Source organism: Sphingomonas sp., assembly GCF_035944535.1.
Classification (GTDB): domain Bacteria; phylum Pseudomonadota; class Alphaproteobacteria; order Sphingomonadales; family Sphingomonadaceae; genus Sphingomonas_B.
This window is the reverse complement of the sequence record NZ_DASZBC010000003.1, coordinates 142,519-155,660: the sequence shown is the minus strand read 5'-3', so window position 1 is coordinate 155,660 and position 13,142 is coordinate 142,519. Positions and strand designations below refer to the sequence as shown.

Annotated in this window: 12 protein-coding genes; 3 read left to right on the top strand and 9 right to left on the bottom strand. The window is 64.6% G+C overall.

What is annotated here, in order from left to right:
- Positions 1-52 precede the first annotated feature (52 nt).
- From bioB to VGT77_RS02635, 6 genes are all read right to left on the bottom strand, one after another.
- Positions 53-1,039 carry a biotin synthase BioB gene (gene bioB, locus VGT77_RS02660; protein ID WP_327459598.1) on the bottom strand — a complete coding sequence of 329 codons (987 nt, stop codon included), beginning with the start codon at positions 1,037-1,039 and terminating at the stop codon, positions 53-55.
- Positions 1,040-1,119: 80 nt separating this feature from the next.
- Positions 1,120-3,366, bottom strand: a complete 2,247-nt coding sequence (gene scpA / locus VGT77_RS02655; protein ID WP_327459304.1) for a methylmalonyl-CoA mutase — start codon at positions 3,364-3,366, stop codon at positions 1,120-1,122.
- 104 nt (positions 3,367-3,470) lie between these two features.
- Positions 3,471-4,256 (bottom strand): enoyl-CoA hydratase-related protein, encoded by a 786-nt coding sequence (locus tag VGT77_RS02650; RefSeq protein WP_327459302.1) that lies wholly within the window; start codon positions 4,254-4,256, stop codon positions 3,471-3,473.
- Positions 4,257-4,362: 106 nt separating this feature from the next.
- A complete protein-coding gene (gene mce, locus VGT77_RS02645) occupies positions 4,363-4,779 on the bottom strand; it encodes a methylmalonyl-CoA epimerase (protein ID WP_327459300.1) in 417 nt (138 codons plus the stop codon).
- 2 nt (positions 4,780-4,781) lie between these two features.
- The gene (locus VGT77_RS02640; protein ID WP_327459298.1) at positions 4,782-5,069 is read right to left on the bottom strand and encodes a hypothetical protein; all 288 of its coding nucleotides are present in this window, start codon (positions 5,067-5,069) and stop codon (positions 4,782-4,784) included.
- A gap of 11 nt (positions 5,070-5,080) precedes the next feature.
- Positions 5,081-6,607 carry an acyl-CoA carboxylase subunit beta gene (locus VGT77_RS02635; RefSeq protein ID WP_327459296.1) on the bottom strand — a complete coding sequence of 509 codons (1,527 nt, stop codon included), beginning with the start codon at positions 6,605-6,607 and terminating at the stop codon, positions 5,081-5,083.
- A 308-nt stretch (positions 6,608-6,915) separates the two neighbouring features.
- Here VGT77_RS02635 and acs point away from each other — a divergent pair, with 308 nt between their 5' ends.
- From acs to VGT77_RS02620, 3 genes are read left to right on the top strand one after another with little or no spacing between them, the layout of a single operon-like run.
- Entirely contained in the window at positions 6,916-8,853 is a 1,938-nt protein-coding gene (gene acs / locus VGT77_RS02630; RefSeq protein WP_327459294.1) for an acetate--CoA ligase, read from the top strand.
- Positions 8,850-10,157, top strand: a complete 1,308-nt coding sequence (locus tag VGT77_RS02625) for an amidohydrolase (protein WP_327459292.1) — start codon at positions 8,850-8,852, stop codon at positions 10,155-10,157. The genes acs and VGT77_RS02625 overlap by 4 nt, the downstream gene beginning before the upstream one ends.
- Entirely contained in the window at positions 10,154-11,209 is a 1,056-nt protein-coding gene (locus tag VGT77_RS02620) for a DUF3616 domain-containing protein (RefSeq protein ID WP_327459290.1), read from the top strand. The genes VGT77_RS02625 and VGT77_RS02620 overlap by 4 nt, the downstream gene beginning before the upstream one ends.
- Positions 11,210-11,232: 23 nt before the next feature.
- Here VGT77_RS02620 and VGT77_RS02615 read toward each other — a convergent pair whose 3' ends face one another.
- The 3 genes from VGT77_RS02615 to gorA are packed head-to-tail and all read right to left on the bottom strand — an operon-like array spanning position 11,233 to position 13,141.
- Positions 11,233-11,523: a type II toxin-antitoxin system RelE/ParE family toxin gene (locus VGT77_RS02615; protein ID WP_327459288.1), complete on the bottom strand. Its 291-nt coding sequence runs from the start codon at positions 11,521-11,523 to the stop codon at positions 11,233-11,235.
- Positions 11,520-11,762 (bottom strand): type II toxin-antitoxin system ParD family antitoxin, encoded by a 243-nt coding sequence (locus VGT77_RS02610; RefSeq protein WP_327459286.1) that lies wholly within the window; start codon positions 11,760-11,762, stop codon positions 11,520-11,522. The genes VGT77_RS02615 and VGT77_RS02610 overlap by 4 nt, the downstream gene beginning before the upstream one ends.
- Before the next feature lie 35 nt (positions 11,763-11,797).
- The gene (gorA, locus tag VGT77_RS02605; protein WP_327459284.1) at positions 11,798-13,141 is read right to left on the bottom strand and encodes a glutathione-disulfide reductase; all 1,344 of its coding nucleotides are present in this window, start codon (positions 13,139-13,141) and stop codon (positions 11,798-11,800) included.
- Position 13,142: the final 1 nt, after the last annotated feature.

Genomic DNA, 13,142 nt, shown 5'->3' with positions numbered 1-13,142 from the left:
CGCTCCTCAAGAACAAGCTGGACCCCGGATCAAGTCCGGGGTGACGAGATGTTTATTCCGCGGCTACCCGCATCGGCTCTTCGCCTTGCAGCGCCGTCAATCCCAGCTTTGCAAAGAGGGCCGCGTCGGCATTGTCGCCGGCGTTCGGCGCGGTCAGCAGCTTGTCGCCGGTGAAGATGCTGTTCGCGCCGGCGAGGAAGCAGAGGGCCTGGGTCGCTTCCGACATGCTTTCGCGGCCCGCGCTCAGGCGGACCATGCTGCGCGGCATGGTGATGCGCGCGACGGCGACGGTGCGGACGAACTCGATATCGTCGATCTTGCCCATCGGCGTATCGGCGAGCATGTCGCCCAGCACCGTGCCCTTGACCGGCACCAGCGCGTTGACGGGCACGCTTTCCGGGTGCCGCTCTAGCGTCGCCAGCGTGTGGATGAAGCCCACCCGGTCCTCCCGCGTCTCGCCCATGCCGACGATGCCGCCCGAACAGACATTGATCCCCGCCCCGCGCACATGCGCCAGCGTGTCGAGCCGGTCGGCCATGGTCCGCGTGGTGATCGCCCGCTCATAATATTCCGGGCTGCTGTCGATATTGTGGTTGTAATAATCGAGGCCCGCGGCGGCGAGCTGTTCGGCCTGAAGAGGCGTCAGCATGCCCAAGGTCATGCAGGTCTCCAGCCCCATGGCGCGCACGCCCTTCACCATCTCGACGATGGCAGGCATGTCGCGGTCCTTCGGGTTGCGCCAGGCCGCGCCCATGCAGAAGCGCTGCGAGCCCGCATCCTTGGCCTGCGCCGCCATCTGCAGCACCGCGCGCGGGTCCATCAGCTTGGTCGCCTTGACGCCGCTATCGGCGAACTTCGATTGCGAGCAATAGCCGCAATCCTCCGGGCAGCCGCCGGTCTTGATGCTGAGCAGGGTGCAGAGCTGGACCTGGTCCGGCGCATGGTGGGCGCGGTGCACGGTTGCGGCGCGGAACAGGAGTTCGGTGAAGGGGAGCTCGAACAGGGCGCGGATTTCTTCGCGGGTCCAGTCGGTCCTGATCCCCGTGTTCCCCGGCGCAGGCCGGGGTCCAGAACAAGGCTGGGCCCCGGCCTGCGCCGGGGAACAGGTCAATACCTCACTCACTCGGCAGCTTCCTCGACTGGCGGCATGTTGTGGCCGAGCAGGCGCAGCACGTCGGCGGCGCATTCGACCAAGTTGGTGCCGGGACCGTAGATGCCGGCAACCCCGGCCTGGCGGAGAAACTCATAATCTTGGCTCGGGATGACGCCGCCCGCGGTGACGCGGATATCCGGCCTCCCGGCCTCGCGCAGCAGGCGGATCAGCTCCGGGATCAGCGTCTTGTGTCCGGCGGCGAGGCTGGAGGCGCCGACCACGTCGACGTCCTTCTCGAGCGCCAGCACCACCGTCTCCTCCGGCGTCTGGAACAAGGGCCCGCTGATCGCCTCGAAGCCCAGATCGGAGAAGGCCGACGCGACCACGTTGGCGCCGCGGTCATGCCCGTCCTGGCCCATCTTGGCGACAAGAATGCGCGGCTTGCGGCCGCGACGGTGTTCGAACGCTTCGACGCCGGCCACGACCGCCGCCCAGCGGCTGTCATCGGCATAGGCGCCGCCATAGATGCCCTTCACCGGCGTCGGCGTGGTGCCGTAGCGGCCGAACACGTCTTCAAGTGCCTTGCTGATCTCGCCGAGCGTGGCGCGCGCCCGGGCGGCGGTGACTGCGAGCGCAAGAAGATTTGTCTTTAGGCTCGGTTTGGGCTGAGCTTGTCGAAGCCCTCCCTTGTCTTCCTGCTGCGGAGCCAAAGAAGGGAGGCCTTCGACAAGCTCAGGCCGAACCGAGTTGGGGGTTGAGCGCGCACCCTCTCGCAACGCATCCAGCGCAGCCTGGCACGCCGCCTCGTCACGCCCCGCCTTCACCCGCTCGATGCGCGCGATCTGGGCTTCGCGGACGCGGTGATTGTCGACTTCGAGGATGTCGATCTTGCCTTCTTCCGCCGGCTGATATTTGTTGACGCCGACGATCACGTCCTCGCCGCGATCGACCCGGGCCTGGCGGGCGGCGGCGGCTTCCTCGATCATCGCCTTGGGCCAGCCGGCGGCGACGCACTTGGCCATGCCGCCCTCACGCTCGACCCGTTCGATGATCTCCCAGGCCTTGGTCGCAAGCTCGTTGGTCAGCGCTTCGATGTAATAGCTGCCGCCCAGCGGATCGACGACCTTGGTGATGCCGGTCTCTTCCTGGATCACCAGCTGGGTGTTGCGCGCGATGCGAGCGGAGAAGTCGGTGGGCAGCGCAATCGCTTCGTCGAGGGCGTTTGTGTGGAGCGACTGGGTTCCGCCCAGCACCGCCGCCATCGCCTCGATGGTGGTGCGGATGACGTTGTTGTACGGGTCCTGCTCCTGGAGCGAAACGCCCGAGGTTTGGCAATGGGTACGGAGCATCTTCGACCGCTCCTGCCTGGCGCCCAGCATCGTCATCGCGCGGTGCCAGAGCAGGCGGGCGGCGCGGAGCTTCGCCACCTCCATAAAGAAGTTCATGCCGATATTGAAGAAGAAGCTCAAACGCCCTGCAAAGGCGTCGATATCCAGTCCGCTCTCCTGCGCGGCGCGGACATAGGCGATGCCGTCCGCCAGCGTGAAGGCCAGCTCCTGAACGATCGTCGAGCCGGCTTCCTGGATGTGATAGCCGCTGATCGAGATCGAGTTGAACTTCGGCATGTTGGCCGAGGTGTAGCCGATGATGTCGGACACGATCCGCATGCTCGGGTCGGGCGGATAGATGTAGGTGTTCCGCACCATGAACTCTTTGAGGATGTCGTTCTGGATGGTGCCGTCGAGCTTCTCCTGGGAGACGCCGCTTTCCTCCGCCGCGACGATGAAGAAGGCGAGGATCGGGATCACCGCGCCGTTCATGGTCATCGAAACGGACATCTGATCGAGCGGAATGCCGTCGAACAGGATCTTCATGTCCTCGACAGTGTCGATCGCAACGCCCGCCTTGCCGACATCGCCGGTAACGCGGGGGTGGTCGCTATCGTACCCGCGGTGCGTAGCGAGATCGAAGGCGACGGAGAGCCCCTTCTGTCCGGCCGCGAGGTTGCGGCGGTAAAAGGCGTTCGACTCCTCGGCGGTCGAGAAGCCGGCATATTGGCGAATGGTCCAGGGGCGCCCGGCATACATGGACGCGCGGACACCGCGGGTGAAGGGCGCAAAGCCGGGCAGGCCGGGTTCGAGCTCGGCTGAGTCCTCGGCCGTGTAGAGCGGCTTGACGGCGATCCCTTCCGGCGTGCGCCAGGTCAGGTCGCGGCCCTTCACTTCCTTGGCGGCGAGGGCGGACCAGTCCGCGACTGTGGGCTTGTTCAACACGATACCACCATTCTCGTCGCCCCGGCCTTGAGCCGGGGCTGGGCTTCTCCTTCCTAAGAAAGAAGCCTTGGCCCGGGTCAAGCCCGGGCTGACGATCTTGGAGTTTACCGCCCCTTGAACGCCGGCTTGCGCTTTTGCAGGAACGCCATGCCGCCTTCCCGCGCATCCTCCGAGTCGCCGGCAATGCGCTGGTTTTCAGCCTCCATCGTCAGTGCCTTAGCGTAATCGCTTTCCAGCGCAGCCGCGAGGCCCTGGCGCATCAGGCCGAGCGCCAGCGTCGGGCCGGCTGCGAGGCGCGCCGCCAGCGCATTCGCATGATCCATCAGCTCGGCATCCGGCACGGCCTTATAAATCAGCCCCCAGGCCTCTGCCTTGGCAGCGGGGATGCGCTCGCCGAGCAGCATCATCTCGGTCGCGCGCGCCTTGCCGACCAGCCGCGCCAGCATCCAGCTCGCGCCGCCGTCCGGCACCAGGCCGATATTGACGAAGGCCTGGAGGAAATAGGCGCTCTCACCCGCGATCGCGAAGTCGGAAGCGAGCGCAAGGCTGCAGCCGACACCGGCGGCGGGGCCGTTCACCGCCGTCACCACCGGCACGTCCAGCCGCGCGATCTTCACCATCGTCGGATTGTAGCTCCGGGTGAGCGCGCGATACGCGCCCTGCCCGCCGCTTACGTCGGTGCGGTCGCCGCGCCCGGCCAAATCGGCGCCCGAACAGAAGGCCCTTCCCTCCCCGGTGATCAGCACCGCCCGAGCGCCGTCCAGATGGTCGAGAGCATCGGCGATTTCGTCGAACATCTCGGGCGGCGCGGCATTGAGGCGCTCGGGGCGGTTGAGGGTGATGGTCAGCACGTCGCCGGTGCGTTCGGTGCGAATGGTCTGGTAGGTCAAAAACTACTCCGTTCGTTTCGAGCGAAGTCGAGAAACGCTTGCTCGGTAATTGGTCCGCTTCTCGACTTCGCTCGAAGCGAACGGAGAAGGAATGTTCGCGCGTCCGTCAGTGGTCGCGCGGCGTCTCCATGATCTCGGTCAGCACGCCGCCCATGTCCTTAGGGTGCACGAAGAAGATCGGCGTGCCATGCGCCCCGATCCGCGGTTCGCCGAGCACCCTCGCGCCCTTAGCCTCGAACCAGGCCTTGGCCGCGTGGATGTCGGGCACTTCGTAGCAGAGATGATGCTGCCCCCCCGCCGGGTTCTTGGCGAGAAAGCCATGGATCGGCGAGCCCTCGCCCAGCGGCTCGATCAGCTCGATCTGGCTGTTCGGCGTGTCGACGAAGCACACTCTTACCCCCTGCGTGGGCAGGTCGAACGGCTCCCCGATCACCTCCGCCCCCATGACGTCGCGGTAGAAGGTGATGGAATTTGCGATGGAGGGTGTCGCCACCCCGACATGGTTCAAGCGGCCGAGTTTCATGTCTATTTCCTGCGAAACGCTTCGGGGTGCTGATCCCACGTCTCTTCATTTCCGAAATACATGAGCCCGAAAAGGCCGGCTTTCCCGCTCACTGCCCGTAAACTTGCACGATCGCCTTGCAGAGCACCGTCTAAGAGAGTCGCCGCATCATCCGGCGAAACTCCGTTCTTCCTGAGCGTGTGAATGAGCTGAAGCCAGATATTAGAGATCGGCGGGACCGTATCTGGTCGCCAGCCAAGCTTGTACAAACGATTATGGACTTTCTGCGGGTAGGTGAAGAAGCCGAACATCGTCGAATTCCCTAGAGCGGTATATTGTCGTGTTTCTTCCACGGGTTCTCGAGCTGCTTTCCCCTCAGCTTGCGCAACCCCAGCGCGATGCGGCGCCGGGTGGAGTGCGGCATGATCACCTCGTCGATGAAGCCCTTGCTGGCTGCCACAAACGGGTTGGCAAACCTCGCCTCATATTCCGCCGTGCGTTTCGCAATCTCCTCCGGCGTCTTGCCGCGGAAGATAATCTCGACCGCGCCTTTTGCGCCCATCACGGCGATTTCGGCGGTGGGCCAGGCGTAGTTCAAGTCGCCGCGCAGGTGCTTGGAGGCCATCACGTCATAGGCACCGCCATAGGCCTTCCGCGTGATGATGGTGATCTTGGGCACGGTCGCTTCGGCATAGGCGAAGAGCAGTTTGGCGCCATTTTTTATGATGCCGTTATGCTCCTGCGCGACGCCGGGCAGGAAGCCGGGCACGTCAACGAAGGTCACAATCGGGATGTCGAAGGCGTCGCAGAAGCGGACGAAGCGGCCCGCCTTTTTCGAGCTGGCGATATCGAGCACGCCCGCCAGCACCATCGGCTGGTTGGCGACGATGCCGACCGTGCGGCCCTCGATCCGCCCGAAGCCGATGATGATGTTGCCCGCATGCGCCGGCTGCAGTTCGAAGAAATCGCCTTCGTCGACCGTCTTCCGAATGAGCTCGTGCATGTCATAGGGTTGATTCGCGTTGGCCGGGATCAGCGTGTCGAGGCTCTCGTCGGTCCGGTCCCAGGGGTCTGAGGTGGGCCGCTCCGGCACATGTTCGCGGTTCGACAGCGGCAGGAAGTCGATGAAGTCGCGCGCGGCCAAGAGCGCGTCGATGTCGTTTTCGAAGGCGACGTCGGCGACGCCGGACTTGGTCGTGTGGGTGACGGCGCCGCCCAGTTCCTCCTGCGTCACGACCTCGTTGGTGACCGTTTTGACCACGTCCGGGCCGGTCACGAACATGTAGGACGAGTCCTTCACCATGAAGATGAAGTCGGTCATGGCCGGCGAATAGACGGCGCCGCCCGCGCATGGGCCCATGATCAGCGAGAGCTGCGGCACCACGCCGGAGGCCAGCACATTGCGCTGGAACACTTCGGCATAGCCGCCCAGGCTCGCCACGCCCTCCTGAATGCGCGCCCCGCCAGAGTCGTTGAGGCCGATCACCGGCGCGCCGACCTTGAGGGCCATGTCCATGATCTTGCAGATCTTCTGCGCATGACGTTCGGACAGCGAGCCGCCGAACACGGTGAAATCCTGGGAAAACACGAAGACGAGGCGCCCGTTGATCGTCCCCGATCCGGTGACCACGCCATCGCCCGGGATCACTTGGTCCTGCATGCCGAAATCGGTGCAGTTGTGCTCGACATACATGTCGAGCTCTTCGAACGAGCCTTCGTCGAGCAGGACTTCGATCCGCTCTCGGGCGGTGAGCTTGCCCTTGGCGTGCTGCGCGTCGATCCGCTTTTGTCCGCCGCCCAGCCGAGCCTGTTCGCGGCGCTTTTCGAGTTCGTCGAGAATGGTCTGCATGGGTCCGCTCATTTCAAGCTTTCGTGCAGAAGGCAATGGATGGGGTTCACACGAGGGCGCCAGGACAGGAAGGAGAGATTGTTCGCGCGGAGGCGCAGAGACGCGGAGAGGCCGCATTTGACCCGGTGCGCAGCGACATATCTGGTCCGGCTGGAAGAACAGGAGCGACCTCGTTGCAGGCGCGAACTCTCTGCGTCTCCGCGTCTCCGCGCGAACAACGCCTTCTTCTTGGCGCCCGCGCGGCTCGTGTGAACCATTGCATCGGTTTGGCCGCAGACTAAGGTCCGCGGCAAGAATAGGGGAGCGGAATGGCGGACATCTATCCGGTGCCGGGAGACTGGGCGAAGCGCGCCCGCGTCAATGCCGACAAATATACGCAGCTCTATGGGCGCTCGCTCGCCGATCCGGGCAGTTTCTGGCTGGAGCAGGCGCGACGGCTGGACTGGATCAAGCGGCCCGAGATCGCAGGCGACTGGTCGTTCCGCGAAGAAGATTTTCACATTAGCTGGTATCCGGATGGCAAGCTCAACGCGTCTGCCAACTGCATCGACCGGCATCTGAAGACCCGGCCGGACCAGGTCGCGATCATCTGGGAGCCGGACGATCCCGCCGAGGAACCCCGCCGCTTCACCTATCGGCAGCTGCATCGTGAGGTTTGCGCATTTGCCAACATTCTGAAGCGCGCCGGCGCGGCCAAAGGAGACCGCGTCACTATATACATGCCGATGATTCCGGAGGCAGCCTTCGCTATCCTAGCCTGTGCGAGGATCGGCGCGATCCACTCAGTCGTGTTCGGCGGGTTCTCTCCAGACGCACTGGCGGGTCGTATTCAAGACTGTGACAGCTCGATAGTAGTGACGGCAGACGAAGGCCGTCGAGGCGGCAAACGAATACCGCTTAAGGCGAATGTGGACACCGCCTTGACCCACTGCCCCGGTGTCAAGAGCGTCGTCGTCGTAGAGGCGACCGGCGCAGAAGTGACCATGATGGAGGGCCGCGACCATTGGGCTTCGCTCCTTTACGACGGCTACGATCATTGCCCGCCCGAGCCGATGGGGGCGGAGGACCCGCTGTTCATCCTCTACACCTCAGGGTCTACGGGCAAGCCGAAGGGCGTTCTGCACACGACCGGCGGTTATCTGACCTGGGTCAGCTACACGCATGAGCTCGTCTTCGATTACCAACCCGGCCAGATTTACTGGTGCGCGGCCGACATCGGCTGGGTGACCGGGCACAGCTACATCCTCTACGGCCCCCTTGCGAACGGTGCCACGACGCTGATGTACGAAGGCGTGCCGAACTGGCCGACGCCGTCTCGCATCTGGGAGGTCGTCGACCGGCACCAAGTGGAGATCGCCTATACCGCCCCGACCGCGCTTCGTGCGCTGATGCGCGAGGGCGATGACTGGGTCGCAAAGACGAGCCGCAAGTCGCTGAAGTTGCTCGGCACCGTTGGCGAGCCGATCAACCCCGAAGCGTGGCGCTGGTACCATTCGGTCGTCGGCGAAGGCCGTTGCCCGATCGTCGACACCTGGTGGCAGACGGAGACTGGCGGTGCCCTCATCGCTCCCCTGCCCGGCGCCACCGAGCTGAAGCCTGGCTCGGCGACTAAGCCGCTGCCCGGCGTCGATCCGCAGATCGTCGACGGCGAGGGGAATGTGCTGGCGGGCGCGGCCGAGGGCAATCTCTGCATCGCCAAGAGCTGGCCGGGGCAGATGCGCACCGTCTGGGGCGACCACGCCCGCTTCTTCCAGACCTATTTCACCACATATCCGGGCAAATATTTCACCGGCGATGGCTGCCGCCGCGACGAGGACGGCTACTACTGGATCACTGGGCGGGTCGATGACGTTCTCAACGTCTCTGGCCATCGCATGGGCACCGCCGAAGTGGAGAGCGCGCTGGTGCTGCACCCCAAGGTCGCCGAAGCGGCGGTTGTCAGCATGCCGCACGAGATCAAGGGTCAGGGCATCTACGCCTATGTGACGCTGAACGTCGGCGAGGAGCCGACCGAGGAACTGCGCAAGTCGCTGGTTCAATGGGTGCGGAACGAAATCGGCCCGATCGCCAGCCCCGACGTGATCCAGTTCGCGCCCGGCCTGCCCAAGACCCGCTCAGGCAAGATCATGCGCCGCATCCTGCGCAAGATCGCCGAGGGCGACACCTCGAACCTGGGCGACACCTCCACCCTCGCCGATCCGTCCGTGGTCGGCGATCTCGTCTCCAACCGCAAGGAAGCCGCATGAAGTCCCTGATCGCCACTCTCGCTCTGCTTTCGTCGGGCGCGGTCGCGTCGCCGCTTTCGGATGCAATCAAGGCCGATTACGACAAGTCACTCAACGCGTTGTTCGTCGACTTTCACAAGAATCCGGAACTGAGTTACGTCGAGACGCGGACGGCCAAGATCATGGCGCAGCAGCTGCGCGCCGCCGGAGCGACCGTCACCGAGGGCGTAGGCGGCACCGGCGTGGTCGGCGTGATGAAGAATGGCGAGGGCCCGGTGGTGCTGGTCCGTGCCGATATGGACGGGCTGCCAGTCAAGGAGGCGAGCGGCCTGCCCTATGCGTCGACCGTCCGGCAGAAGAACCTCGAGGGCGAGGAGCAGCCGGTCATGCATGCCTGCGGGCATGACGTGCACATCACGTCGCTGGTCGGCACTGCGCGGCGGCTGGCGGCGATGAAGGATCAGTGGCGCGGCACCATCCTCTTCATCGTCCAGCCGGCCGAAGAGCGGATCGGCGGCGCGCGCAAGATGCTCGAGGACGGGCTCTACACCCGCTTTCCCAAGCCTCAATATGCGCTCGCCTTCCATGTCACGTCCGAACATCCGACCGGGCGCATCGCGGCCGATCCGGGGATCACCGCCTCCTCATCCGACAGCGTCGATATCGTGATCCACGGGGTTGGCGCGCATGGCGCCTCGCCGCACATGGGCAAGGACCCGATCGTGATGGGCGCCCAACTGGTGATGGCGCTCCAGACTTTGGTGAGCCGTGAGATCGCACCGCTGCAGCCGGCGGTGGTGACTGTCGGCGCGTTCCGCAGCGGCCTGAAGCACAACATCATTTCCGACCGGGCCGAGCTGCAGCTGACGGTGCGCGCCGACGACGAGACGGTGCGCAAGACCCTTCTCGCCGGCATCCGGCGTGTCGCGGCCAATGTCGGCCGCATGAACGGTCTGCCCGAAGACAAACTGCCGCAAGTGACGGTGGTTCAATCGACCCCGGCCACCGTCAACGACCCAGCACTTTCCGCGCGGATCCGTAGCCGCTTCGTCCAGACGTTCGGCGATCAGGCCGTCATCTCCCCTCCCCGCACCGGCATGGGTGCGGAGGACTTCGCCTATTTCGTCCAGCCCGAGCTGGGCGTGAAGGGCGTCTATTTCTGGGTCGGCGGCACGCCACAGGCAGCATTCGACGCGCAAAAGGCAGGCGGCCCGCCCGTCCCCTCTCACCACTCACCATTGTTCAAGATCGATCCCGAACCATCGATCCGCCTCGGAACCGAGGGAATGACGCTCGCCGTGCTCGAGTTGATGAAGCCGCAATGAGGGGCTGGCCGCCGCCTGCCGAGCCGATCGGGCGGATCCCGCTGCGCTTCGACGCGGCCGGCGATGACGAGACCGTCACCAACCTGTCGGCAAGCGTGCGGATCGGGGCGAGCCTGTTCGTCGGCGGCGACGAGGCCTGCGCGATCGAGCGGCTGACGATCAGGCCTGACGGCGCCGGCGATCATCGCCGTTTCCCCCTTGCCGATCTGCTCGACCTTGCCGATCCGGAAGCCGAGGCGGACATCGAAGGGCTTGCCGAGTGCGACGGCTGGCTTTGGGTCGTCGGCAGCCATGCCCGGACCCGGCCTAAGGCCGAAAAGCAGGAGGATGGCTGCATCGATCTCGAGCAGCTCGCCGACCTGCGCGACACGCGCTCGCGCTGCCTGCTGGCCCGGCTGCCGCTGCTCCCGGACGGAGCCGGCTGGCAGCCGGTCAAGATCGACGGCAAGCGCCGAGCCGGACTGATGCCGCAGACCAAGCACGGCAATGCGCTCGCCAAGGCCCTGCGCGACGACCCACTGCTCGCGCCCTTCACCAAGGTTCCGGCCAAGGAAGGCGGCCTGGATGTCGAGGGCATCGCGGTCTGCGGCGATCGCGTGGCGCTGGGGTTGCGGGGCCCGGTGATCGGCACCCATGCCGTGCTGCTGGAACTGTCGGTCACGACGAGGAAGTCCGGGCGGATCGCGCTGAACGGCAGCCCCACGGTGCGACTGCTCGCAATGGAAGGGCTCGGCATCCGCGACCTGAAGCGGCACGGCGACGACCTGCTGATCTTGGCCGGGCCGACGACAGGGCTGAGTGGCCCGTGCGCCGTCTATCGCTGGGCCGACTGGGTGAGCGACCCGCCGCTGCACGATCGCAAGGTGCGTCTCCACCGGCCGGAGCGCATCCTCGAACTTCCCTTCGGCCGCGGCGAAGACCACCCTGAAGGCCTGGCGCTGATGGATGACGTCGGCCGCGCCCTGCTCGTTATCTGCGACAGTCCTTCATCGGAGCGGCTCGGCAAGGACGAGAAGACGATCACGGCCGACCTGTTCGAGCTGCCCGCCTGACGAACAGAAAGGCACCGAACCGATCAAAGGTGATCTTCCGGAACCATTGCTTGATGTAGCACCCGCACGACCGAAATCGCCTTGCCATCGAAGTCGTAAAAAATTCTGTGCTTGCCGATGCTAAGATAGCGGATCGGGGGCCTGATCCCTTCAAAGTGTGCTCCCGATTGAGGATGAAGGAGTAGCCGATCCAATGCTCTCTCGATCGCATCCATATAGGACCGCGCAACGTCGTCGCCGAAATTGTCACGACTGAACCCTTCTATCTCGATAAGGTCCAGCTCAGCCAATGGCTGAATGAGCAGGCTCGTCATGCAGACGCGTGACGCTTCTCTCGCAGCTCCTCGAAGACGCTCCGATAGTCCCGGCCAGGCCCGGACGCTCGCCCCTCGTCAATAGCGGCTTGCAACTTGGCCAATCTTCGGGCGCGTCGTTCATCCTCGCGCAGAAGATCACGAATATAGTCGCTCGGACTGCTATAGCGTCCTTCGTCCAACCTCTGGTCGATCCAGTTCTTCAGGCCGTCCGGCACCGAAACGTTGATCTGCGGCATGGGACCACTCCTACAATTTCGCGCAATATAGCACGTCAACGGAGCAGCACCAGCTCCTCGGCCATACTGGGATGGAGGGCGACGGTGTCGTCGAATGCCTGTTTGGTGAGGCCGGCCTTCACCGCTACGGCAGCGGCCTGCAGGATTTCCGGAGCGTCGGGGCCGATCATGTGCAGGCCCAGAATGCGGTCCGTCTCCGCTTCGCACACCATCTTGTAGAGTGCGCGCTCGTTGCGGTTGGCGAGGACGTTCTTCATCGGCCGAAAGTCCGACGAATAGACCCGGACGGCGCCATATTTCTGCTTGGCCTGGCTTTCGGTCAGCCCCACACCGGCCAGCGGCGGATGGCTGAACACGGCCGAGGGGATGCAATGATAGTCGACGCGCCAGGGCTTGTTGCCGAACACCGTGTCGGCAAACGCCTGGCCCTCGCGGATGGCGACGGGAGTGAGCTGCACGCGATTGGTGACGTCGCCCACGGCATAGATGCTGTCGACAGAGGACTTGCTGTCTTCGTCGACCACCACGGCGCCATTTCTGTCCAGCTTCACTCCTGCGTCTTCAAGCGCGAGCCCCTTGGTGTGAGGCACGCGGCCGGTTGCGAAGAGCAGCAGGTCGACGTCCATCGGCTCGCAGCCATCGAAGGTGATGTGCAGCCCCTCGCCTGTCTTCTCGATGCTCTTGAAGGTGGAGTTGAACTGGAAGTTGATTCCCTTGATCATCGAGATCTGCAGCAGCCGGTCGCGGATGCTTTCGTCATAGCCGCGCAGGATCACATCGGTGCGGTTCAGAATCGTCACTTCCGACCCGAACTCGTGGAAGATGCCGGCGAACTCATTGGCGATATAGCCGCCTCCCGCAATCAGAACGCGCTTGGGCAAGGTGTCGAGATGGAAGACCTCGTTGGATGTGATGCCATGTTCGGAGCCGGGCACGTCTGGGATAGCGGGCCAGGCGCCTGTCGCGATCAGGATATAGCGGCTGGAAACCTCGCGGCCGCTCGCCAGCCGCACCGTATTTGGGCCGGCGACTGTCGCCCGCTCCAGAATGATCTCGACCTTGTTGCTCTCAAGGGTCGTGGTGTAAGCGGCGTTCAACCGGTCCACCTCCGCCAGCACATTGTCGCGGAGCGTCGGCCAGTCAAAGTCGCACTTTGGAACGTTCCAGCCGAAGCGGCGGGCATCGGCCAGGTCTTCCGCGAAGTGCGCGCCATAGACGAGCAGCTTTTTCGGCACGCAGCCACGGATAACGCAGGTGCCGCCGACCTTATGCTCTTCGGCCAGCGCCACGCGCGCGCCGTGCGCCGCTGATACTCGCGCCGCGCGTACGCCGCCCGAGCCGCCCCCGATAACGAACAGGTCATAGTCGAACTCAGCCATC

Coding starts and splice junctions, on each gene's coding strand:
- mce (WP_327459300.1), bottom strand. CDS start 4,779: ATGAAACTCGGCCGCTTGAACCATGTCGGGGTGGCGACACCCTCCATC.
- VGT77_RS02640 (WP_327459298.1), bottom strand. CDS start 5,069: ATGTTCGGCTTCTTCACCTACCCGCAGAAAGTCCATAATCGTTTGTAC.
- VGT77_RS02635 (WP_327459296.1), bottom strand. CDS start 6,607: ATGCAGACCATTCTCGACGAACTCGAAAAGCGCCGCGAACAGGCTCGG.
- acs (WP_327459294.1), top strand. CDS start 6,916: ATGGCGGACATCTATCCGGTGCCGGGAGACTGGGCGAAGCGCGCCCGC.
- VGT77_RS02625 (WP_327459292.1), top strand. CDS start 8,850: ATGAAGTCCCTGATCGCCACTCTCGCTCTGCTTTCGTCGGGCGCGGTC.
- VGT77_RS02620 (WP_327459290.1), top strand. CDS start 10,154: ATGAGGGGCTGGCCGCCGCCTGCCGAGCCGATCGGGCGGATCCCGCTG.
- VGT77_RS02615 (WP_327459288.1), bottom strand. CDS start 11,523: ATGACGAGCCTGCTCATTCAGCCATTGGCTGAGCTGGACCTTATCGAG.
- VGT77_RS02610 (WP_327459286.1), bottom strand. CDS start 11,762: ATGCCGCAGATCAACGTTTCGGTGCCGGACGGCCTGAAGAACTGGATC.
- gorA (WP_327459284.1), bottom strand. CDS start 13,141: ATGGCTGAGTTCGACTATGACCTGTTCGTTATCGGGGGCGGCTCGGGC.